Origin of the sequence: Shinella sp. CPCC 101442 (assembly GCF_024704725.1) — a bacterium.
Taxonomy (GTDB): Bacteria; Pseudomonadota; Alphaproteobacteria; order Rhizobiales; family Rhizobiaceae; genus Shinella.
Window position 1 is genome coordinate 874,364 of record NZ_JALIQS010000003.1, and the last position, 21,696, is coordinate 896,059.

21 protein-coding genes are annotated in these 21,696 nt (G+C 62.4%); 9 read left to right on the forward strand and 12 right to left on the reverse strand.

The annotated features are described in order from the left end of the window. Nucleotides 1–190: 190 nt before the first annotated feature. From MUO32_RS14715 to MUO32_RS14745, 7 genes are all read right to left on the reverse strand, one after another. Nucleotides 191–1,342, reverse strand: coding sequence for a DUF2333 family protein (locus MUO32_RS14715; RefSeq protein ID WP_257949070.1), 1,152 nt, complete (start codon nucleotides 1,340–1,342; stop codon nucleotides 191–193). Beyond that, nucleotides 1,335–2,636, reverse strand: a complete 1,302-nt coding sequence (locus MUO32_RS14720) for a DUF6638 family protein (RefSeq protein ID WP_257949071.1) — start codon at nucleotides 2,634–2,636, stop codon at nucleotides 1,335–1,337. Before MUO32_RS14720 ends, MUO32_RS14715 begins: the two co-directional genes overlap by 8 nt. 10 nt (nucleotides 2,637–2,646) lie before the next feature. Continuing rightward, entirely contained in the window at nucleotides 2,647–4,557 is a 1,911-nt protein-coding gene (locus MUO32_RS14725; RefSeq protein ID WP_257949073.1) for an ATP-binding protein, read from the reverse strand. 3 nt (nucleotides 4,558–4,560) lie between these two features. Further along, a complete protein-coding gene (locus MUO32_RS14730; protein WP_257949074.1) occupies nucleotides 4,561–5,709 on the reverse strand; it encodes a hypothetical protein in 1,149 nt (382 codons plus the stop codon). A gap of 223 nt (nucleotides 5,710–5,932) precedes the next feature. Continuing rightward, nucleotides 5,933–7,021, reverse strand: a complete 1,089-nt coding sequence (locus tag MUO32_RS14735) for a hypothetical protein (protein ID WP_069058026.1) — start codon at nucleotides 7,019–7,021, stop codon at nucleotides 5,933–5,935. Nucleotides 7,022–7,183: 162 nt separating this feature from the next. Continuing rightward, entirely contained in the window at nucleotides 7,184–7,558 is a 375-nt protein-coding gene (locus MUO32_RS14740; RefSeq protein WP_257949075.1) for a cytochrome c family protein, read from the reverse strand. Between the two features lie 28 nt (nucleotides 7,559–7,586). After that, a complete protein-coding gene (locus MUO32_RS14745; protein ID WP_257949076.1) occupies nucleotides 7,587–8,174 on the reverse strand; it encodes a thymidine kinase in 588 nt (195 codons plus the stop codon). A 229-nt stretch (nucleotides 8,175–8,403) separates the two neighbouring features. Between MUO32_RS14745 and MUO32_RS14750 the strand changes: the two genes are divergently transcribed. From MUO32_RS14750 to MUO32_RS14780, 7 genes are all read left to right on the forward strand, one after another. After that, nucleotides 8,404–9,363: a choline ABC transporter substrate-binding protein gene (locus tag MUO32_RS14750; protein WP_257949077.1), complete on the forward strand. Its 960-nt coding sequence runs from the start codon at nucleotides 8,404–8,406 to the stop codon at nucleotides 9,361–9,363. A gap of 145 nt (nucleotides 9,364–9,508) precedes the next feature. Further along, nucleotides 9,509–10,378, forward strand: coding sequence for a choline ABC transporter permease subunit (gene choW, locus MUO32_RS14755; protein ID WP_069058023.1), 870 nt, complete (start codon nucleotides 9,509–9,511; stop codon nucleotides 10,376–10,378). Then, complete coding sequence (choV, locus tag MUO32_RS14760; RefSeq protein WP_257949233.1) at nucleotides 10,378–11,418, forward strand: choline ABC transporter ATP-binding protein; 1,041 nt, start codon at nucleotides 10,378–10,380, stop codon at nucleotides 11,416–11,418. Before choW ends, choV begins: the two co-directional genes overlap by 1 nt. A gap of 85 nt (nucleotides 11,419–11,503) precedes the next feature. Further along, entirely contained in the window at nucleotides 11,504–12,268 is a 765-nt protein-coding gene (locus MUO32_RS14765; RefSeq protein WP_257949078.1) for a HugZ family protein, read from the forward strand. A gap of 183 nt (nucleotides 12,269–12,451) precedes the next feature. Next, complete coding sequence (locus MUO32_RS14770) at nucleotides 12,452–12,790, forward strand: helix-turn-helix transcriptional regulator (protein WP_257949079.1); 339 nt, start codon at nucleotides 12,452–12,454, stop codon at nucleotides 12,788–12,790. Between the two features lie 69 nt (nucleotides 12,791–12,859). Continuing rightward, complete coding sequence (locus MUO32_RS14775; RefSeq protein WP_257949080.1) at nucleotides 12,860–13,078, forward strand: hypothetical protein; 219 nt, start codon at nucleotides 12,860–12,862, stop codon at nucleotides 13,076–13,078. 161 nt (nucleotides 13,079–13,239) lie between these two features. Continuing rightward, nucleotides 13,240–14,565, forward strand: coding sequence for an aspartate aminotransferase family protein (locus tag MUO32_RS14780; protein WP_257949081.1), 1,326 nt, complete (start codon nucleotides 13,240–13,242; stop codon nucleotides 14,563–14,565). Between the two features lie 56 nt (nucleotides 14,566–14,621). On the opposite strand, the gene MUO32_RS14785 is transcribed toward MUO32_RS14780, so the two are convergent. Both MUO32_RS14785 and MUO32_RS14790 read right to left on the reverse strand, forming a co-directional pair. Further along, nucleotides 14,622–16,244 (reverse strand): SDR family oxidoreductase, encoded by a 1,623-nt coding sequence (locus tag MUO32_RS14785; protein WP_257949082.1) that lies wholly within the window; start codon nucleotides 16,242–16,244, stop codon nucleotides 14,622–14,624. Beyond that, nucleotides 16,241–16,651, reverse strand: a complete 411-nt coding sequence (locus tag MUO32_RS14790) for a thiol-disulfide oxidoreductase DCC family protein (RefSeq protein WP_257949083.1) — start codon at nucleotides 16,649–16,651, stop codon at nucleotides 16,241–16,243. The genes MUO32_RS14785 and MUO32_RS14790 overlap by 4 nt, the downstream gene beginning before the upstream one ends. Nucleotides 16,652–16,764: 113 nt before the next feature. Between MUO32_RS14790 and MUO32_RS14795 the strand changes: the two genes are divergently transcribed. Next, entirely contained in the window at nucleotides 16,765–17,634 is an 870-nt protein-coding gene (locus MUO32_RS14795; RefSeq protein ID WP_257949084.1) for an aldose 1-epimerase family protein, read from the forward strand. Nucleotides 17,635–17,696: 62 nt separating this feature from the next. Beyond that, on the forward strand, nucleotides 17,697–19,391 hold the full coding sequence (gene ade / locus MUO32_RS14800) for an adenine deaminase (protein ID WP_257949085.1): 1,695 nt from the start codon (nucleotides 17,697–17,699) through the stop codon (nucleotides 19,389–19,391). 2 nt (nucleotides 19,392–19,393) lie between these two features. Here the strand turns inward: ade and MUO32_RS14805 are convergent, their stop codons facing one another. From MUO32_RS14805 to MUO32_RS14815, 3 genes are read right to left on the reverse strand one after another with little or no spacing between them, the layout of a single operon-like run. After that, entirely contained in the window at nucleotides 19,394–19,693 is a 300-nt protein-coding gene (locus MUO32_RS14805) for a type II toxin-antitoxin system RelE/ParE family toxin (protein WP_257949086.1), read from the reverse strand. After that, a complete protein-coding gene (locus MUO32_RS14810) occupies nucleotides 19,686–19,949 on the reverse strand; it encodes a type II toxin-antitoxin system ParD family antitoxin (RefSeq protein WP_257949087.1) in 264 nt (87 codons plus the stop codon). The genes MUO32_RS14805 and MUO32_RS14810 overlap by 8 nt, the downstream gene beginning before the upstream one ends. Nucleotides 19,950–20,005: 56 nt before the next feature. Further along, nucleotides 20,006–21,649, reverse strand: coding sequence for an alpha-glucosidase (locus tag MUO32_RS14815; RefSeq protein WP_257949089.1), 1,644 nt, complete (start codon nucleotides 21,647–21,649; stop codon nucleotides 20,006–20,008). Nucleotides 21,650–21,696: the final 47 nt, after the last annotated feature.

Below are 21,696 nucleotides of genomic sequence, written 5' to 3' on the forward strand. Positions count from 1 at the left end.
GCAGTCGGGCTCCTCTCCCGAAGGCGGCACTTTTTTGTCTTGCCGCGCCATTTCATCGTGAAGCCGCCCGCCGCGCCACGCCGTAATTTGCCGCGCGATAGACCAGAAACGACATATGCCGATTAATTTGCGCCCGAAACGAAAACGGCGCGCATCCGGGGATGCGCGCCGCCTTGAAGTTGTGAACGAATCAGCGCGCCAGCACGTCGCGCATTTCAACGAGGTTGGAGCGCACGCGCAGGATATAGAAACCCATCGTGGCAAGGTGCGTCGGCATGATCCAGCCATCCTCGCGCCCGTTCGAGATGATCGCCGGCTGGATATTCAGCGCCGAGCGCAGTTGCTTGATGCTCTCCGTCCAGAGCGGCTCGATGCCGCGCGCCTTGATCACGGCGTCGAAATCCGCCCCCGCGGCGGAAAGGATGCCGTAATAACCGTAGAGCTGGCCATAGGCGAACCAGAAGCGATCATCCGCCCGCGTATCGAACCAGCCGCCGTTGTGGAATTCCGAACGCTCGCGGATGATGGCGGAGGTCGAGCCGATATCGTTGGAGATGCGGTCGAGGAATTCGATCAGATTGTCCGAGCGGCCGTCGAAAATGGCATCGCAGGCTTCCAGCGCCGCGTTGAACTTGCGCAGGTCCGCCATCGCCGTGCGGTAATAGTTCGGCGTCGGCGTCTTCGGCAGCAGTGAATCCGAGCCGAAATACCAGGTTTCCTCGTCGAACTGCATGTTGCCGCGGGCCCGCTGCAGGTCGGCATTGATGCCGGAAGTGCCGCGCACGCGGCCGAGCGCATCGACGAGCTCCACGGCAGTGCGGCGGATCGTCTGGTTCACGCCACGCTGGAAGGCCGCCTTGTTGTCGAGCCAGGGCGTGCTGTCCCAATCGAGCCCGAAGAGCCCGGTCTTATAGAGCAGCATGGAGGAAATCCAGGCGTTCTGGTTGACGTTGAAGTCGATGAGATCGGCCGTCACCTCGACGATCGCCGAACGCACGCAGGTCTTCGGTTCCGGCTCCGCCGCTTCGCCGACAGCCGGTGTCGTGGCAGCTCCACCCGTGGTGTTGACGCCCGCATCCTGCTTGCGCTGGGCGAAATTGTAGCTGTTGACGTAGTCCGGATTGAAACCGCTCCAGGCCTGCGTCTGCCAGATGAAATAGGCGTAGAAGCCGAAAAGCAGGAGAAGGCCGATGCCGATCGGTCCCTTGATGATCCAGCTGCGGGCCTTGTACCAGTTCGCCGCCGTGATGAACGGCCAGAGGATCCAGGCAATCACGAGGCCGATACCCCGGCCGATGGCCGCGAAGATGCGTTGGAAAAACGCGACGATCGGGTCAAGCATTGGTGTCGTCCTCTCTGATGCCGAACAGTTTCCTGCGGAAAGCAGCCTTGTCTTGCAGATAGGTCCGCGTCAACGTCGCAACAACGTAGGCGCGGAACTTTTCGCTATATTGCTCGTAAGCAGCGTAAAAACCCTGCTTGTCGAAGACGAAGCGGGATACGAAATCGTAGGGAACCATCTGTGAAATCAGGCGGTTGACCAACCATTGGTCGGGATGGTCGGGCGCGGCGCGCACCAGCAGGAAGCGCTTGTCGGCCGGGACCTCGTTGATCTTGATCTCGCCGGTCGCGGCCACCGTGCGGATCGCCTCCTGCAGGAAGGGATAGGTGCCGTCGCGGGCGACGAGATTAGCGTTGCGGTGCATCCAGGTCTGCAACCAGATGCGGTCCGCCTTCTCGATGTCCGTGGTCGGGTCACCCTGGTTGACGAGATTGACCACCGTCATGTCGGCGCGATGCTGGAAGAGGCCGGACTGCTCCACCCAGGATGCGCGCGGCAGCTCGAGCCGCTTGGTCGAGGCGAGAAAATCGAAGATGCGCTTGGGATCGTCGAGCGCGATGTAGCTCACCTGCCAGGGCCGCGAACGGCGGAAGCCCGGCACGGTCGGATCGCAGATGACGGTGGTCGTCTTGTCGTCGAGAAAGACATAGACCCCGCCGAAATGGTTTGCCCAAAAGGCCTCGTGGCGGAACACCAGCTGGTCCGGCACCAGCGCGTTCTGCCTGATATCGCCGGTCTGCTTGGCAAGGTCCACCATGCGGTTCAGCATGGCGTCGTCGGCCCAGGCAGTCGGCACCGTCTTCAGCCGATCGACGAGCGCGCGCAGCTCGCCCGCCTTGCCGAGCATGTCCTCGGCCGACAGCACCTTGAAGTGCACCTCGTTGATCGACAGCAGGTCGTCGATATCGTTGACGACCGACACCGAGTCCTCGATCTCGCCATAGAGCGCATCGCGGATGGTGATCGCATTGATCGCCCGCGCATTGGCGGAAAAAAACTCGTGCATCAACGCGGCGGTGTTGGAAAAGCTCGTATGCACGACCGGCAGATTGACCTGTTCCGGCGTCATGATGACGAACCGCCGGTTGACGCGGTTCGGGTCGAGATAGTCCCGGTCGCCAAGCTCGTCGGCGATCTCCGGCGAAAAGCCGGTCATGTCGATGCGGAAGTTCGTCAGCGCCGTACGACGGATGCCGAAGCCGTCGAGCGCCTTGTTGTAGCGCTCGACCAGATGCGGCTCATCCACCGGCAAGAGCCGGCCGTAGATCAATTCGGCTTCGAGGAGGCGTTTCATGCGTGCTTTCTCACCACCGCCCGTCCGCCTTCATCGCCTCGATCTCACGCACGGCCTTTTCGCGCTGGCGCTCGCGGCGGATGATGTCGGTGACGGCGGCGTCGTCGGATTTGTCGGTGTAGCGGAATTCCGAGTCGGCGTAGCGGTTGATCTCCTGGAGGACCATTTCCATCGAGATCGGCCCGCGCAGCTCCTCGATCATCGCCTTCTTCTCGTCATAGCCCTTGTGCATGAAGGCTTGCGGCGTGGCGAACCAGTCGTCCGGCAGCTCCACGTCCATGGCGCGCATCTTGATCGCGTCGGTGATGTTCTTGATGGCGCGGCCGGTGAAGCGCGGCTCGGCGATCTTGATGCGGTGGAGATACGCGCCGACATCGGCGAGCGACTTGACCGCACCGTGCTCCTTCTCATGCGCTTCCCAGACGGCGAGAAGGCCGTCTTCCTGCGGCCTGGCATGCTGCTCATAGGAGGTGGAAACAGCACGCTTGATTTCCTGCCCCTCGAACAGCTTGTGCTCGCCGAGCGGGATCGAATGGTTCTTGCCGACCAGCATGGCAAAAATGTCGATGTAATCGTCCTCGGTCTGCGGCCCGTCCACCAGCCAGCGGGCACCGGCGCGCTGGCGCAGCGCATCGTCGACATTCTCCGGATAGTTGGAGAACATGCCGAAGGTGCAGTTGCCGCGGATGACCGTGGATGCGCCGGCAAAACTTTCCATCAGCACTGCCGTCACCTCGTGCTGGCCGGCCGATGCCCGGTCGTCTGAGCGCTTGGCAGCCACCTGATCCACATCGTCGATCGTGCCGAAGCCGATCGCCTTCGGGTTGATGACATTGTTAACGAATTCCTTGCAGTTCTGGCCGGATTTGCCCTGGTAGGAGGAAATCTGGTCGACACCGAAATTCTCGTAGTGGAAGGCGTACCCGGCGATCTCGCAGTAATCGTTGACGAGACCGGCAAGCATCTGAATGAGGATCGTCTTGCCGGTGCCCGGCATGCCATCGCCGATGAAGGTGAAGAGGAAGCCGCCGAGCTCGACGAAGGGGTTGAGCTGCCGCTCGAAATCATAGGCGACGAGCATCTTGGCAAGCTTCATCGCCTGATATTTGGCGATGTGGTTGCCGATGATCTCTTCCGGCTTCTTGAAAGTCATGACCAGCGGCTTGCGCTTCTGGCCGGGCGCGACATCGAAGCCGGACAGCGTAAAATCATCCTGCTCGATGCGGATATGCGCGTTCTCGAAACCGGCAAGCCCGGTGAAGCGCGCCCGGCGCCCGATCAGCCCTTCGATCGCGACCCGAGAAAAAGCGCGTGCTCGACTGACGAGCGCCGCATCGTCCGGCGCGCCGGCAATGGTGCGGTCGAGGCCGGCGACCATGCTCTTCAGCGCATCCTGCGGCGTATCGAACAGATAATCCGGCTCGCCACCGTCTTCTACCGGCTCCCCCTCGCCCAGCAGCGTCGCGCCGAGATAGGCAGCAAAGGTGAAGGCGGCAATATAGGCGGATGCGGCGAGCAGCGCCTTGAACTGGTTTGCCTCGTCGCCAGCCAGCGGCGAGGAAAGATTGCGTGATTGCAGGCCTTCGAGATTGGTCTGGCGGGAAAACGCGTCCGTCACCGCCAGCGCCACCTGCACGCCACGCCGCGCGCGGAAAAGCACGGCATGCTGCTGCGGTGAAAGCAGCGGATCGGCCACGCGCACGGATTGGATTGTCTTCGCCAGCTCCACCTCGCGCGTGCGCCGGGTGCCGGCGGTGGAAACGGTCGAGACGAAGCGTCGCCCGGTGCCGGCGAGCGCCGTACCGCTCTTGCCGTCCTCGCTTTCGAGGATGACGAGCTTGGTGACGAGGCTCTGCGCCATGGCCTGATGCTTGGCGATATCGTCTTCGTGGATCGTCGTCAGTCCGGCATTGAGGCTCATGAATTAGCCCTCGCTGATCACCTGGTTTCCGGAAATCACATGTACCTTGTAGGCGCCGAAGATGCCGGCGGTCTCGCCGGCCGCATACAGCGCCTGGTAGGCATCATGCGGCACGAGCGCATGTTTTTCATATGCGCTGACGCCCATGCGGGCGGCTTCGAGGTCGTCGGTCTCGATGTGGAATTCTTCCTGCGCCGGGGTGGAACTCCAGAAACCCTTCTGGGCCGGACGCTCGGCCTTGGAGAACACCTCCTGCACCGTCCAGGTCAGCAGCCAGGCATTTTCAGGCTTGCGCACCTTGGAGAGGATTTCGTTGACGCGCTCGTTGTTCTCGGTGATGCCGGCCGAATAGAACGGCCCAAGCACGATGCGACGCAACTGCTTGGGATGCAACGTCGGGAAATCCTTGTCGAGATTGGTGGCGATCGTCACCGGCGTCAGCGAATAGGCGCTGTTCTTCAGCGTGAAATCGTCGAAGCGGCTGGCAAGCTCCGGGTTGAGCAGGCCGCCGACCGGCAGCGGAATATCCACCTCCGGGTTGAGCTTGCCGTCCTGCCCCACCAGCATCTTCATGACGTTTTCGCTCGAATCCTCGATCGTCGCCATATAGACCATCGGCAGCGTCGCCGTGCCATCGAAGGCACCCCAGCAGACGACGTAGTAGGGCCGCATGGTCTTCGGGTTGACCGCCACCCGGATCGTCTCCGGCAGCACGAAGGGTGAAAAAATGTCGCCCTTGCCGATCTGCTCGAGATAGAGCCGCTCGGCCATGCGTGACTGGAGATCGCTCGGGAAGGCCTTCTGGCGCAGGATGAAATCCGCCATCTCGCCGCGAAGCTGGTCGGCATTCGGAATGGCCGCGAGGCGTTTTTCCGCGCTCTGCCGGTCGTTTTCCAGCTCCAGCACATTCTGGTAGACCGGAAATCCGCTTTCCGCCCGCGAGACGCGGAACTGCTGGACGAAGCCGATGCGGTTTTCCCAGCAGGCAAACGAGGCCTTCAGCCGCGCCAGATAGGGCACGACGACCTCACCCACCACGCTGTTGCGATAAAGCGGCGAATTGCGATCTGCCAGAAAGATCTCAAGGCCACCCAGGGCCGACCGGATGGTCGAGAAATATTGCGCGATGGCGCTGTCGGCGGGGACGTTCATTGGGCAGATACCCCGTTACCCGTGTATGCGGGCAATACCCCCCTCTGCCCTGCCGGGCATCTCCCCCACACGGGGGGAGATTGGATGGGGCGAACGCCTCGCCGATGATTGACGTCGCGCTGAATGCAGTGCCTGCGCCGCTCGCCGATCTCTCCCCTTCTGGGGGAGATGCCCGGCAGGGCAAAGGAGGGTGACACGATACGCGACCTCGGCATGCAGACTATCACTGCTTCACGTAATTCGCAGTGTTGTGCTTATCCATGACCGCCTGGAAGCGGCGGGCGAAGGCATCGTCGGCGAGCTTCTTGCGGCGCTGGATGTCCTGCGTCGACAGCATGTTCTTCTCGTGCATTTCGAGAAGGTCGCCGATATGGCGCTGCGCCGCCGAGCCGATGCCGGCCATGGTCTCTTCCGCGGCGGTATCGACCTGCGAACCGAGCGTGTTGATCTTGTGCGCGACGTCCTGCTGGGCGGCCGTCTTCAGCGAATCCTCCAGCGCCTTGTAGAGCACGATACGCTGCTCGGTATCGATCGTCAGCTTGTTGATCAGCGTGTTCTGCGCGGCGATCTGGTTGTTCAACGAATCGACGAAGGTCTGGAACATCGAGGTGTAGCGCTCCAGCGTCTGGCTTTCGGCCAGAAGCTCCTGCTCTTTTGCCTGCATCTGGTTGTATTCGGTCGCCAGCGCCGAACGCTCGCCTTCGAGGTCGGTGCGCGCCTTCTGGTCGGTGGAGGCGGCGATGCGGTTTTCGAGGTCCATGAGAAGCGGATTCAGTTCCTCGATGCGCTTCTGCGTCGCCTCAAGGTTCACCATCGTGCCCTTGCGACGTTCGATAACCTGAACGAGGCTCGCTTCGGAGGTCTTGTAGCGCTGGTCGAGGATCGACTTCTGCTCTTTCAGGATGCCGACGATCGTGTCGGACTTGGACAGCAGTTCCTGAAGATTGCCGGCGAGCGACATGTTGCGCACGCGGTCGGTGCGCATGCGCTGCATCTTCTGCTTGGAGAAGATGCCGATGAATTTTTCGTAACCCGTATAGCTCTTCATGCTCTCGAATTCGGTACCAAAAATGTTGGTCGCGTCTTCGAGGCCGATGATGAGGTCGGCGATGTTGCCTTCCATCACCTTCTGCTGGTTGATGACGTCAGAGATACGGGCGTTCTCGATGTCGAAATTGACGTCGCCGAGCTTGGTGTCCGCCTTGGCGAACTGGTCGAGCACGGTGCTCGACTGATCCATCTTGCTGCGCATCTGGTTCACGACGCTGCGCGTCTTCTCGATTTCCGCATCGAAGTTCTGAAGTGTGGCCATGCCTTGTCCCCTTAAAACTCTCCACGGCAGACGTCTGCGCCGTCCGATTTATTCCATCGCAGCAACACTATACGATTTCAGACAGATAGGAACCTGCCCCGCACAAGATGTGGGACGCGCGAGCCCACCCGCAAGGCCGGGCGCAAAATTTTCCACAAGCCGCTAGTACCCCGCCGGTGCCTTCAGATAAGCGATGAGATTGGCGATATCCTCGATCTTCTTCAATCCCGCGAAGGCCATCTTGGTGCCCGGCACCATGGCCTTTGGCGACATCAGATATTCGGCAAGCAGCGCCTCGTTCCAGACCTTGCCGTCCTCGGCAAACGCCGTCATTCGCGCGGAATAGCTGTAGTCTGCGATGGAGGCGACCGGTCGCCCGACGATGCCGGACAGCGTCGGCCCGACGCGATTGACCGGTTCGGTCGAATGGCAGGGCGCACATTTCTTGAAGACCATCTTGCCAGCCACCGCATCGCCCTCGGCAAAAGCCGGGGCAGCGAGACAGAGAAAGATGGCAAGTGTCAAAAGCGGTTTCATCCTGCGTCCCCTTTGCCGCCCGCCGCTCTCACTCACCATTCATGATGTCGTCCCAATGACGGCGGCAATAGGAAACGTACTTGTCATTGCCGCCGATTTCCACCTGTGCGCCATCCTTTGCCGCCTTGCCGTCCGCGCCTAGCCTCACGACCATCGTCGCCTTGCGGCCGCAATGGCAGATGGTGCGCACTTCGCGCATTTCATCGGCGATGGCGAGCAGTGCCTTCGAGCCGGGGAACAGCTTGCCCTGAAAATCCGTGCGCAGGCCATAGGCCATGACCGGAATGGAGAGCCGGTCGGCGACGCGGGCAAGCTGCCAGACCTGCTCTTCGGAGAGGAACTGGGCCTCGTCGATAAAGACGCAGGCGATGTCGCCATCGCCGTCGCCCTTCAGTTCTTCGATGTGGCGGTAGAGATCGTCGGTGTGGTCGAAGGCGATGGCATCCGAGGTCAGCCCGATGCGCGAGGAGATGCGGCCCTGGCCGGCGCGGTCATCGAAGGAGGCGATGAAGATCGCCGTGCGCATGCCACGTTCCCGGTAATTGTAGGACGCCTGCAAGAGCAATGTCGACTTGCCCGCGTTCATCGTCGCGTAACTGAAATAGAGCTTGGCCATGATTTTCTCCGTCCCTGCCTCATGACGCGGGAAGGCGCAATTTTCCAGCCGGAAAGGGCGGAAAACCACAGAAAACAGCGCGGCCCATCCGTTGCGACATCCATGTGCACAATTGCGAACCGGCCCGAAATTTATTGGACGATTCAGCAGCTTCCGGTTACGCCAAGGCGCTTGAAAGCATATCGTTTTGATGATTGGCTAAACAACCAGTTATAAGGGGAGCTATAAAATGAAGACTGCATCACCATTGAAGACCTTTCTTGCCGCCGCCGTATCCGTCCTCGCACTTGGCGTCGCCCATGTTTCGGCCGCCGAAGCGGAAAGCTGTGGCAAGGTCCGTTTCTCGGATGTCGGCTGGACGGACATTACCGCCACGACCGCGACCGCGACCGTCGTCCTGAAGAGCCTCGGCTACGAAACGGAAACCACCGTACTCTCCGTTCCGGTCACCTACACCTCGCTCAGCAACAAGGACATCGACGTTTTCCTCGGCAACTGGATGCCGACCATGGAAGCCGATATCAAGCCATTCCGCGAGGACGGCTCGGTCGAGACCGTTCGCGAAAACCTTGAGGGCGCGAAATACACGCTCGCGACCAATGCCAAGGGCGCCGAACTCGGCATCAAGGACTTCGCCGACATCGCCAAGCAGAAGGAAGCGCTCGGCAACAAGATCTACGGCATCGAGCCGGGCAATGACGGCAACCGCCTGATCATCGACATGGTTTCCGGCGACAAGTTCGGCCTCACGGGCTTCGAGGTCGTTGAATCGTCCGAACAGGGCATGCTGGCGGAAGTGGCCCGCGCCGAGCAGGAAGGCACCCCGGTCGTCTTCCTCGGCTGGGAGCCGCACCCGATGAACGCCAACTTCAAGCTCACCTACCTGACGGGCGGCGACGACGTCTTCGGCCCGAACTTCGGCGGCGCGACGATCTACACCAACGTACGCAAGGGCTACACCACCGAATGCCCGAATGTCGGCAAGTTCCTGCAGAACCTCAAGTTCTCGCTGGAGATGGAAAACCAGGTCATGGGCAAGATCCTGAACGACGGCAAGGATCCGGAAACGGCGGCGACCGAATGGATCAAGGCAAATCCTGCGGCCATCGAGCCGTGGCTTGCAGGCGTGACCACCAAGGACGGCAGCGGCGAGGCCCTGCCGGCTGTGAAAACGGCACTCGGTCTCTAATAGACCGAAAAAGGGCGGGGAGGAAACTTTCCCGCCCTTCTTGCCTCCGGATACTGCACTCCAGCAAGCAGGCCCGAGCGGCCTTGCTTGCCACGTTTTGCGAATCTAGCGTGCATCGTCGAACTCCAGCCAGGGACATACTCTCGTGGATTGGCTTACCGTCTCAAAAATTCCGATCGGTCCGATCGCCAAGGAAGCCGTCAGCTGGCTGACGACGAATGGCAAGGGACTGTTCGATTTCCTCAAGGTCTTCCTGCAGGCCGGCATCGATGCCGTGCTCTTCGTGCTGCAAGGCCCCTTCTCCAGTGCCGGCGGCAAGTTCGGTTATGCGATAGCGCTCATCCTGCTCGTCACGGGCGCGAGCTGGTATTTCCGCCGCTCGATCGGCGTTGCGGTCTTCACCTTCCTCGGCCTGCTGCTCATCGTGAACCAGGGCTACTGGAAGGAAACGACGGAGACGCTGGCGCTCGTGCTGGCGGCGACCGGCGTCAGCATGGTCGTCGGCGTGCCGCTCGGTATCGCCGCCGCGCGCCGGCCGTGGTTCTACTCGATCCTCCGGCCGATCCTCGATCTCATGCAGACGATCCCGACCTTCGTCTACCTGATCCCGGCGCTCATTCTCTTCGGCCTCGGCATGGTGCCCGGCCTGATCGCAACGGTGATCTTCGCGATCCCGGCGCCGATCCGCCTCACCCGCCTCGGCATCATCTCGACGCCGCCTTCGCTGGTCGAAGCGGCCCAGGCCTTCGGCGCGACGCCGAGCCAGGTGCTGCGCAAGGTGGAACTGCCCTTCGCGACGCCGCAGATCATGGCCGGTCTCACCCAGACCATCATGCTCTCGCTCTCGATGGTGGTCATCGCCGCCCTCGTCGGCGCCAAGGGTCTTGGTGTTCCGGTGGTGCGCGCGCTCAACACCGTGAACATCTCCATGGGCTTCGAGGCCGGTCTCTGTATCGTGATCCTGGCGATCATCCTCGACCGCCTCTTCCGCTCTTCCGACGATGGAGACGCATGATGACTGAATCCGTCGTCTTCAAGAACGTCTCCATCATCTTCGGCGACAGCCCGCAGAAGGCGCTGGCGATGGCCGATGCGGGCAAATCGCGCGACGAGATCGGCGCAGAAACCGGCCTCGTGCTCGGCGTCGCCGATGCCACGCTGTCGATCACCGAGGGCGAGATCCTCGTGCTGATGGGCCTGTCCGGCTCCGGCAAGTCGACGCTTCTTCGCGCCGTCAACGGGCTTGCGCCCGTGGTGCGCGGCGATGTGCAGGTGAAGGCCGGCAGCGGCAGCGTGAACCCCTATGCATCGACGCCCAAGGCGCTGCGCGACTTCCGCATGCACACCGTCTCGATGGTGTTCCAACAGTTCGCGCTGTTGCCCTGGCGCACCGTCGCCGACAATGTCGGCTTCGGCCTCGAGCTTGCCGGCGTGCCGGATGCCGAGCGCAAGGCGCGCGTTGCCGAACAGCTCGAACTCGTCAACCTCGCCAAGTGGGCAGACCGCAAGGTGAACGAGCTGTCGGGCGGCATGCAGCAGCGCGTGGGCCTCGCCCGCGCCTTTGCAACGGGCGCGCCGATCCTGCTCATGGACGAGCCGTTCTCGGCGCTCGACCCGCTGATCCGCACGCGCCTGCAGGACGAGCTGCTGGAATTCCAGCGCCGGCTGAAAAAGACCATCCTCTTCGTCAGCCACGATCTCGACGAGGCCTTCCGCATCGGCAACCGCATCGCCATCATGGAGGGCGGACGCATCATCCAGTGCGGCACGCCGCAGGATATCGTCAAAAACCCAGCCAACCAGTATGTCGCGGATTTCGTGCAGAACATGAACCCGATCACCATGCTGACGGCGCAGGACGTCATGCAGCAGGGCGCCTCCGCCAATGGCAGCGTAACCGCAACCGCGACACGGGAGACCCCGCTTGTCGACATCCTCGACGCCATGTCGCGCACGCCCGGCAATGTCGGCGTCGTCGAAAACGGCACGGTGATCGGCACGATCAGCGCACAGGATGTCGTGACCGGATTGACGCGGCACCGTCGTCGCGGCTGACAGACCGCCCCGATCGGATTAGATAAGGCAGCGCCGAAAACGGGCGCTGCCTTTTTCATTTGGAAAGACGACCGGAGCAAGCATGATGGCCGAGAAGGATAAACCAAGCGTTCTGCGCGAAACCGACGACGACGCGCGTCGCCTTGCCCGCACCCTGCTGCGGTCGGCCCGAAGCTGCGCACTCGCGGTTATCGAGCCGGAAAGCGGCGCGCCCTTCGCCAGCCGCACGCTGACCGGCACGGATACGGACGGCACGCCGGCCATCCTCGTCTCGGCGCTTTCCGTCCACACCCAGGCGTTGCGCCGCGATCCCCGCGCCTCGCTGCTCGCCGGCGAGCCCGGCAAGGGCGATCCACTCGCCCATCCGCGCCTGACGGTCATCTGCGAGGCCGAGGAGGTGGCGCGGGACAGCGACGCCCATGCGGCATTGCGCGAGCGATTCGTCCGCCGCCACCCCAAGGCAAAGCTCTATGTCGATTTCCCGGATTTCGCCTTCTTCCGGCTCGTGCCGCTGCGCGCCCATCTCAACGGCGGCTTCGGCAAGGCTTTCGTGCTCACCGCCGATGACCTGCTGATTCACTCGGCCGCCCGCGGCGCGCTCGCTGAAATGGAGACCGGCGCCATCGAACACATGAACAGCGATCATGCGGAAGCAGCCGGCATCTATGCCCGCCACTATTGCGGTGCGAAAGACGGCGAGTGGACCATTGTCGGCCTCGATGCCGGCGGTATCGACCTTGCGAGCGGTGACAAATTGAAGCGACTGGAGTTTTCACGCGAACTTGATCAGGCCGTGGAACTGCGCAGCGAACTTGCGCGTTTGCTTCGGGAAGCAAGGGCGACGGGCTGAATTTCAAGCGTTTTCCGATCCGTCCGCCTGGACGCTTTCCGCGATTACGAGAGAGGTATTATCGCCATGCGTGCACATACCCCCATTTCTTGCAATTGATGAGAGGTATTTTGCTTATATGCTAACAAGCGCATTCACATAAAATCACATGTTTTGAAGCGGAAACGCCCAAAGGAGTTTCAGATGAACAAGATTTCAGACGCAGAACACGCGCAGGCCGAAGTCGCATCCGACTTTCTTTCCGCCATGGCGAATCCGAAACGCCTGCTGATCCTTAAGGTGCTGGTCGAAGGCGAGATCGCCGTGGGCGCGCTTGCGACGCATGTCGGCCTCAGCCAGTCCGCGCTGTCGCAGCACCTGTCGAAACTGCGCGCACAGAACCTCGTGACCACCCGCCGTGACGCCCAGACCATCTACTATTCCAGCAAGTCTGACGCCGTCCTTATCGTGCTCGATGCGCTCGACCGCATCTACAAGGCCGCTGGCAACAGCGCCTCGGAAAAGAAGCTCCGCATCGCTTGACGTGCTATCATCCGTTGATCGGCAACGCCCTGGATGGCCATCCGGGGCGTTTTGTTTTGGAGCAGGACCTTGAGCAAATCCCACGATGAGATGGACGCAATCATAAGGGAGATCGCCAACGAGCCGAAGCGGGATAACCGTTCGTATCTGGCGGCAGTCGCCAAGGCCCGCGATGCGGTTGCCCAGGCGGAAGCGCATTTCGACGCACCTGTAAAAGTCACCACGAAAACCAAGGTAAAGGCCAGCGGGAAGTTCGTCGTGAAATTGACGTTCGAAAGAGCGGATTGACCGTCCGGAACCTCGGATTCGGCTATCAATCGGCGATACCACGCCCGCGCGAACGACCGGCGAACACCGCTTGACGCCCGTCGGCGCGTTGTTAATTTGACCATCAGGTAAAAATCACCATCCGGGCCGTCCCCGCATGTCAAGGATCATGGAGAGACCGCATGTCCAACCGCCTCAACACACCCAACGATCTGCGCGCCTTCTGGATGCCGTTCACGGCAAACCGGCAGTTCAAGAAGGAACCGCGGCTCTTCGTCGGCGCCAAGGACATGTATTACACCACCCATGACGGCCGGCAGGTGCTCGACGGCACCGCAGGCCTGTGGTGCGTCAATGCCGGCCATTGTCGCCCGAAGATCACCGAGGCGATCCGTGAACAGGCCGGCGAACTCGATTATGCGCCGGCTTTCCAGCTTGGCCACCCCAAGGCCTTCGAGCTTGCCAACCGCCTCGTCGATATTGCGCCCGAGGGCATGAACCACGTGCTCTATACCAATTCCGGCTCGGAATCGGTCGAGACCGCGCTGAAGGTCGCGCTCGCTTACCATCGCGCCAAAGGTGACGGCTCGCGCTTCCGCCTTGTTGGCCGCGAGCGCGGCTATCACGGCGTCAATTTCGGCGGCATCTCCGTCGGCGGCATCGTCTCGAACCGCAAGATGTTCGGCACGTTGCTGACCGGCGTCGATCACATGCCGCACACGCATTTCCCCGACAGGAACGCGTTTTCGCGCGGCGAGCCGGAACATGGCGGCGACATTGCCAGCGAACTCCAGCGCATCGTCACGCTGCACGACGCCTCTACCATTGCCGCCGTCATCGTCGAGCCGGTCGCCGGCTCCACCGGTGTGCTCATCCCGCCGAAGGGCTACCTGCAGAAGCTGCGCGAAATCTGCACGCAGCACGGCATCCTGCTTATCTTCGACGAAGTCATCACCGGCTTCGGCCGTCTCGGCGCGCCCTTCGCCGCGCAGTATTTCGACGTGAAGCCCGATATCATCACGACGGCCAAGGGTCTCACCAACGGCGTGATCCCGATGGGCGCCGTCTTCGTGACGTCCGAGATCCACGATACGTTCATGAACGGCCCGGAGCACATGATCGAATTCATGCACGGCTATACCTATTCCGGCAATCCGATCGCATGCGCCGCAGCCCTCGGCACGCTGGACACCTACAAGGAAGAGGGCCTTCTCACCCGCGCAGCCGAACTCGCCTCCTACTGGGAAGACGGCCTGCATTCGCTGCGCGATTGCCCCAATGTCATCGACGTCAGGAATGTCGGCCTGATCGGCGCCATCGAGCTGTCTCCGATTGCCGGCGAGCCGACCAAGCGGGCCTTCAACGCCTTCCTCAAGGCCTATGAGAAGGGCCTGCTCATTCGCACGACGGGCGACATCATCGCGCTGTCTCCGCCGCTCATCATCGAAAAGCACCATATCGACGAGCTGTTCGGCACGCTGCGCGAGGTCCTGCAGAACAACATCTGATCGCGCCCATCAGGCATGCAGGATGGCGGCTTGGGCCGCCATTTTCGTTTAAGGAATCAGAGTGGGCGCAGGCGGCCGGAATAGTGCACGACGGTTCCGATCCCCGGCAGTGCAATGGGCACGTCGAAACAGAAATCCTCGCCCTCCGCCCATTCCCGCGCCTCGCTTTTCGGCGCGAGCCGGAGCGGCATGGAAATGCCGAAGACGGTCCAGCCGCGCATCACCATCGTCAAGCCGCGATCATCGGATGGCAGATCGAAGGAAAAACGCATCGGCCCGAACCGCTCGACGAGGCGTTCGCCGGACTGACTGAGTTCGCTGGAAAATGTTCTGCCGGAAAAATCCCGCGTCCAGCGCTCGACCCCATCCCGCTCCTCGAAGGCGACATGCAGGTCATGTTCGCCCTCCGGCGGGAAGCGCATGACGGCGCAGACAAGCCGGGCCAGCGGCGAGCGGCCGCGCGTGACCCGCCCTCGCCCCACAGCACCCAAATCTCCGACGACGTCATGCAGGTCGCGCACCGGTCGGGGCATGGCGTCATAGGCCGGGCCGATGATGCGCCGGTAGAGCGGAACATAGGGCCGGTCCTCTGTCGCATGGGCAATGGCAAGCCGCGAAAAATGCGGTTCGAAGTCATCGAGCGCAACCGCCCCCGCCGCATGTCGCGCGCCCGGCGCAAGCGTTCGCGCAACAATGGCATCGGCCAGAACATGGGCGGCAATGGTCGGGATTTCCGGCCCATCCCCCTTTTCGGCAATCAGCGTCCAGCGGCGAACGCGCGCACCGGCCTCGCCCCATCCCTTCACCTCGATGGTCATCGCCGAACGATCCGAACCGAGACGGGCGCTCAAGCCTTGCAGCGGCAGCAGCCATTTCGCGAAGGGGGAAAGCGATCGGAGCCATCGCCATTTCACCGGCCAGCTCAGGAGCCAGAGCGTCAGGAGCTGGAAGGAAAACTCCGGCCCGGCCCGAAAGATTGTTGCTGGCCGACCCGGAAGCGTATCCGGCACGATCGTATGGTCCGGCACATCGGCAAGCGCCACCATCCGGCGGATCGGCGCCCGGCCGGGCACGAAAAACCTCACCCACCGCAACCGATGCCAGCCGGTTTCCCCGTACCAGCGCCCGGCGCGCCAAAGGCGGAGCGGCTGACCGACATAACTGAGGATCGCCGACGCCACAGAGGCTCCCACCGTCGCGCGGTTGGAAGCGCTGATCGCCATTTCGACGCAGCGCACGTCCTCCATGTCCGCCGTCAACATCGCAATCACGGCACCGGAAAGGACGGGCACGCTCGATCCGCCGGATACGACAACGACGCCGGCTGCCCGCGCCGCCGCATCCAGCCGCCCGATGCCGCAGACGAAATCCCGCGCGTCCGCAAGGTCGACATAGTGCACGCCGCAGGCGATGCAGCCTTCGGCGACCTGATAACCGCTGCCCTGAAACGGGCCTGCTGCATCGATCAGCAGATAGGGGCGATGGGTTTCCAGCAGCGGCCGCAGATCCGCGTTCCGGTCGGCCACCAACGCCCGCGCATTTGGCAAATCCGCCGCAAGGCGCTCGGCCGCCGCGCCATTGCGACCGGCGACGAGCACCGCCCAGCCATCCGCCGCCAGCCGTCGGGAGAGACGGGCGCCAAAACCACCGTAACCGCCGAGAATGACAACGCTTTTCAAAGCACCCGGTCCGCATCCCCCGATGACGGCACCCAGCAGGTCTCGCGTCGCCCGAAGAAGCGGTAGCGATTGCGCGCCAGCCAGCGATAGGCGGGATCGCGCAGGAAGCGGGGAATGAAACGCAGCACGGTTGCGGCCCTCCAGGGCCAGCCGAGACCGGCATAGATCGACAGTACCGCGTCGCTATCCTTCAGGAGACGGTCGCCATCGACCACGATGAGGCTTTCCGGATTTGCCGGATCGATGCCGAAGCGGCGGTAGAGCCCCGCACCCGTCGATTTCTGCATGGAGGCGAGCCGGAAGCGGCGGGCATGGTCGTGGCGAAGCACGAATTGCGCATTGGCCGAGCAGAGAACGCACTCCGCGTCGAAAACGATGATCGGCCCCGCACTTTCGCCTTGCTCCATGCCGTCATCCTATTTCGGCGTCCCGCTGCTATCAACCGAATTCACCGGCCGTCGGCGCGCAATGCCCGGCGATACACGCTAGAATGCGACAATTTTCCGTGAAAGGAGATTCGATGCCGGACCCTATCCGCATTGCCAATGCAGACCTCTCAATCGACGTGTCCCCGCTTGGCGCCGAAATGCAATCCATCACGACGGCAGACGGCAAGGCCTGGCTCTGGAACGGCGACGCCGCCTTCTGGACCGGCCGTTCGCCCGTGCTCTTCCCGATCGTCGGCAAGGCGCCCGACGATACGCTGCTGATCGACGGCACCGCCTATCCGATGGCCCAGCACGGTTTCGCCCGTCGCCGGGAATTCGCGCTGGAAAGCACGACAGCAACCGTCTGCCGCCACGTGCTCGAAGCGTCCGACGAAACGCGTTCCGTCTATCCGTTCGACTTCAGGCTTGCCGTCGAACACGGCATCGAGGGCCGGACACTCACGGTCTCCGCGGATGTGGAAAACCGCGGCGACACGCCGATGCCCTTCGGCTTCGGCTACCACCCTGCCTTCCTCTGGCCTCTGCGGGGCGGCGCGGGCAAGCCACACACAGTGACGCTCGACAACGCCGCCGAACCAGAGCGGCAGCCGTTGGAAAAGGGGCTGCTCTCGGCGACCCGCACGCCCTCCCCCTTCATCAAGGGAAGGCTGGTGCTGGCGCAGGATCAGTTTCTGGACGACGCGATGGTCTTCCCCAAGGGTGCGGGCGATGGCCTCACCTATGCGGCAGACGGCGGGCCGGCGCTCGAATTCCGGTTCGAGAACCTGCCGAACCTCGCGCTCTGGACGAAACCCGGCGCTCCCTTCCTCTGCATCGAGCCGTGGCACGGCACGGCGGCGGAATTCGGCGGTTCGCGTGAGTTGAAGGATCGTCCGTTCACGACCGTGCTTCTCCCCGGCGAAAGCCGGCGTTTTGCCTTCTCCGTCACCTTTCCCGGCTGATCGGCCTTTCTTCTTGCCGCGACGTCGCTAGAGTCTCCGAAAAGGATTCGGGAGACGTCGCCATGGCCGATTTGGAACGCTACATCGATCAGGGAACCGGCCGGGAACCCGCCGACATCGTCTTGAAGGGCGGACAGTTCTTCGATCTCGTGACAGGTGAACTCGTCGCCTCCGACATCGCGATTTCGGGGGAACGCATCGTCGGTACCTGCGGCTCCTATATCGGCCGCACGGAAATCGATATTACCGGCCGCATCGTCGTGCCTGGCTTCATCGATACGCATCTGCACATCGAGTCCTCGCTGGTGACACCGCACGAATTCGACCGTTGCGTGCTGCCCTATGGCGTGACGACCGTCATTTGCGACCCGCACGAGATCGCCAATGTGCTGGGCACGGAAGGGATCGAATTCTTCCTCGACAGCGCGCTGGAAACCATCATGGATATCCGCGTGCAGCTGTCGAGCTGCGTGCCCGCGACGCATCTGGAAACATCGGGCGCGGACCTGCCGATCGAACGGCTGCTGCCCTTCCGAAACCACCCGAAGGTCATCGGTCTTGCGGAATTCATGAATTTTCCGGGCGTGATCCACAAGGATCCCGTCTGTCTTGCCAAGCTCGAGGCCTTTCAGGGCGGCCATATCGACGGCCACGCGCCGCTCCTGCGCGGCAACGACCTCAACGGCTATCTCTCCGCGGGCATTCGCACCGAGCATGAATGCACGACCGCCGAAGAGGCGCTGGAAAAGATCCGCAAGGGCATGCATATCCTCGTGCGCGAGGGCTCGGTCTCCAAGGATCTGCTGGCGCTGCTGCCTGTCATCACCGAGCGGCTGTCCCCCTTCATCGCGCTCTGCACGGATGACCGCAACCCGCTCGACATCGCCGAGCAGGGTCATCTCGACTATATGATCCGCACCGCGATCAACCATGGCCGCGCACCGCTCGCCGTCTATCGCGCCGCCTCCATTTCCGCCGCCAAGGCATTTGGCCTCAGCGACCGCGGCCTCGTCGCTCCCGGCTGGCGCGCCGACCTCGTCGTCATCGACACGCTGGAAGACTGCAAGGCGGAAATGGTCTTCTCCGCCGGCCGCAGGGTGGACGACGCGCTCTTCGCGACCCGCAAGCCCGTCGCTCCCGTCGGCCTCGACAGCGTGAAGGCCCGACCGGTCAACGCCGCCCATTTCGCCGTGCCCGTCACCGATGGCGAAACACCCGTCATCGGCGTGCTGCCGGGAAAAATCATCACGGAGCATCGCCGCTACCGGCTGCCGGCCCGCGGCAACCAGACGACCGTCGATCTCGCACGCGACATCATCAAGGTCGCCGTCATCGAGCGCCATGGCAAGAACGGCAACCATGCCAATGGCTTCGTGCAGGGTTTCGGGTTGAAGAAGGGCGCAATCGCCTCGACCGTCGGCCATGACAGCCACAATATCTGCGTCGTCGGCGTGGATGAGGATGACATGGCGCTCGCCGCCAACCGCCTCGGCGAGATCAAGGGCGGCTTCGTCGTTGTCGCGGACGGCAAGGTCACCGGCGAGATCGCCCTGCCCGTCGCCGGCCTGATGAGCCTGGAACCCTATGAGAGCGTGCGCGATACCCTGCACCATCTCCGCCAGGCCGCCTTCGCGCTTGGCGCGACGCTGGAAGAACCCTTCCTCCAGCTGGCCTTCCTGCCGCTGCCGGTCATTCCGCATCTGAAGATTTCGGACCGGGGCATGGTGGATGTGGACCGGTTCGCGTTGATCGGGTGAGATCAACCAGTGCTGAAATCAATCTCGTCGATATCGAGATAACGGCTTAGAACACGCACGAGAACAAGCTCAGCCGGCGCGGCACGATAAAACAGGACGTAGTTTCCAACGAGGAAACTGCGCATACCGTCCGCCAGTTCGGAGCGCAATCGGCCTGCCTCGGGGTGGCTTGCAAGTTTTCGCGCGACTTCCGCAAACCGATCGAGAAGACGGTCGGCGGCCGTTTCGTTGTCATCTGCGATGCATCGCCAGATTTGCACCAGGTCTTCTTCCGCCCGTGGAAGACGGACAACCTCACGCACGGCTGGCCTTTGCACGCTCCGCCCGCGCTCGGGCTTTAATCGAGTCCATATCGAGCGGAGCGGCCGGGCCGCTTTCCAGCCCTTCCTGAATAGCGTCCCTCAAGGCAGCAATCTTGGCTTCGCGCTGCCTCTCGCGGTCTTCCAGCAGGCGCAGACCGTCACGCAACACCTCGCTCGCACTGGCATAACGACCGCTCGCGAGCAGATCGCGCACGAAGGTTTCATAGTGATTGCCGAGCGTGTAGCTGGATGCCATGGCAGAACTCCGAAAATATCACTTTATGATACTATCGAGCTCCAAAACCCGCAACCTCACAGCCGCACGCACGCCATATCCAACCCATCGAGCTCGATCGCCCCGTTCTTCAGCTTGGCGCCAAAGCCCGGCACCGGTAGCGGCTCTCCGAGCTTCAGCGATTTTGGCGGCACGAACTCCGCCTTTTCCCGCGTCAGGTTGAAGACGAAGAGCAGCTTTTCGCCGCCTTTTTCGCGCGTGAAGGCGAGGATGTCCTGATTGGAATTCACGAAGGACATGTCGCCGTCGTGCAGGGCCTCGTGGCCCTTCCGGAAGGCAATCGTCGCACGGTAGTGGTTGAGCACGGAGCCCGCGATCCTTTCCTGCGTATCGACGGCATGGCGGGCATGGTCCTCCGGCACCGGCAGCCAGGGTTTGCCCGTGCTGAAGCCGGCATGGGCATCGCCATGCTGCCAGGGCATCGGCGTGCGGCACCCGTCACGCCCCTTGAAGGCGGGCCAGAAGCGGATGCCGTAGGGATCGCGCAGGTCCTCGAAAGCGAGGTCCGCTTCGGTCAGGCCGAGCTCTTCACCCTGGTAGAGGCAGATCGAGCCACGCAGCGTCGAGAGCAGCGTGACGGCGAGCTTGGCAACGCGCTCGCGCTCTTCCGGCACCCGGATGAAACGGCTGACATGACGGTTCACATCGTGGTTGGAAAACGCCCAGCAGACCCAGCCATCCGTCACCGCACGCTGGAAGCTCTGTACGCACTTGCGCACATGCTCGGCGGTAAAATCGGGCCCGAGCAAGTCGAAAGTATAGCACATGTTGAGCTTGTCGCCGCCACCGGTATACTCGGCCACCGTCTTCAGCGAACGGGCGCCGTCGCCCACCTCGCCGACCGTCATGCGCCCCTCGTATTCATCCAGCAACGCCCGGAACCGCTTGAGGAAGGCGACGTTTTCCGGCTGCGTCTTGTCGTAGCGATGCGTCTGCATCCCGTACGGGTTCACGTCGGGCGCATCGAGACCGATGCCATCGGGATCGGGCTCATGGGGCGGGTTGTCGCGCAGCTTCTTGTCGTGGAAATAGAAGTTGACCGTGTCGAGGCGGAAGCCATCCACGCCGCGGTCGAGCCAGAAGCGCACGGTCTTCAAAAGCGCGTCCTGCACATCCGGGTTGTGGAAATTGAGGTCCGGCTGCGAGATCAGGAAATTGTGCATGTAATATTGCTTGCGCACGCCGTCCCATTCCCAGCCGGGGCCGCCGAAGATCGACAGCCAGTTGTTGGGCGCCGTGCCGTCCGGCTTCGGATCAGCCCAGACATACCAGTCCGATTTGGGGTTGGAGCGGCTGGAACGGCTTTCGACGAACCAGGGGTGCTGGTCAGAGGTGTGGGAAATCACCTGGTCGATGATGATCTTGATGCCGAGCCGATGGGCTTCCGCCAGCATCGCATCGAAATCGGCGAGCGTGCCGAACATCGGATCGACGTCGCAGTAATCGGACACGTCATACCCCATGTCGCCCATCGGCGACTTGAAGAAGGGCGAAAGCCAGATGGCATCGACGCCGAGCGAGGCGATATGTCCAAGCCGCCTGGTGATGCCCCTGAGATCCCCTATGCCATCACCGGTCGTGTCCTGAAAGGAACGCGGATAGACCTGGTAGATGACCGCGCCGCGCCACCAGTCGTCGACTTTCTTAGGGGACTTCGCCATGTCTTCCTGCTCCGTTTTCCGATGCGTCTCGCCAAGATGTAACGCGG

Bases quoted from the DNA above. Each gene is read 5' to 3' on its own strand.
- ade (WP_257949085.1), top strand. From the start codon at position 17,697: ATGGCCGATTTGGAACGCTACATCGATCAGGGAACCGGCCGGGAACCC.
- MUO32_RS14815 (WP_257949089.1), bottom strand. From the start codon at position 21,649: ATGGCGAAGTCCCCTAAGAAAGTCGACGACTGGTGGCGCGGCGCGGTC.
- MUO32_RS14745 (WP_257949076.1), bottom strand. From the start codon at position 8,174: ATGGCCAAGCTCTATTTCAGTTACGCGACGATGAACGCGGGCAAGTCG.
- MUO32_RS14730 (WP_257949074.1), bottom strand. From the start codon at position 5,709: ATGAACGTCCCCGCCGACAGCGCCATCGCGCAATATTTCTCGACCATC.
- choV (WP_257949233.1), top strand. From the start codon at position 10,378: ATGACTGAATCCGTCGTCTTCAAGAACGTCTCCATCATCTTCGGCGAC.
- MUO32_RS14735 (WP_069058026.1), bottom strand. From the start codon at position 7,021: ATGGCCACACTTCAGAACTTCGATGCGGAAATCGAGAAGACGCGCAGC.
- MUO32_RS14740 (WP_257949075.1), bottom strand. From the start codon at position 7,558: ATGAAACCGCTTTTGACACTTGCCATCTTTCTCTGTCTCGCTGCCCCG.
- MUO32_RS14725 (WP_257949073.1), bottom strand. From the start codon at position 4,557: ATGAGCCTCAATGCCGGACTGACGACGATCCACGAAGACGATATCGCC.
- MUO32_RS14720 (WP_257949071.1), bottom strand. From the start codon at position 2,636: ATGAAACGCCTCCTCGAAGCCGAATTGATCTACGGCCGGCTCTTGCCG.
- MUO32_RS14795 (WP_257949084.1), top strand. From the start codon at position 16,765: ATGCCGGACCCTATCCGCATTGCCAATGCAGACCTCTCAATCGACGTG.
- MUO32_RS14750 (WP_257949077.1), top strand. From the start codon at position 8,404: ATGAAGACTGCATCACCATTGAAGACCTTTCTTGCCGCCGCCGTATCC.
- MUO32_RS14770 (WP_257949079.1), top strand. From the start codon at position 12,452: ATGAACAAGATTTCAGACGCAGAACACGCGCAGGCCGAAGTCGCATCC.
- MUO32_RS14765 (WP_257949078.1), top strand. From the start codon at position 11,504: ATGGCCGAGAAGGATAAACCAAGCGTTCTGCGCGAAACCGACGACGAC.
- MUO32_RS14780 (WP_257949081.1), top strand. From the start codon at position 13,240: ATGTCCAACCGCCTCAACACACCCAACGATCTGCGCGCCTTCTGGATG.
- MUO32_RS14715 (WP_257949070.1), bottom strand. From the start codon at position 1,342: ATGCTTGACCCGATCGTCGCGTTTTTCCAACGCATCTTCGCGGCCATC.
- MUO32_RS14810 (WP_257949087.1), bottom strand. From the start codon at position 19,949: ATGGCATCCAGCTACACGCTCGGCAATCACTATGAAACCTTCGTGCGC.
- MUO32_RS14790 (WP_257949083.1), bottom strand. From the start codon at position 16,651: ATGGAGCAAGGCGAAAGTGCGGGGCCGATCATCGTTTTCGACGCGGAG.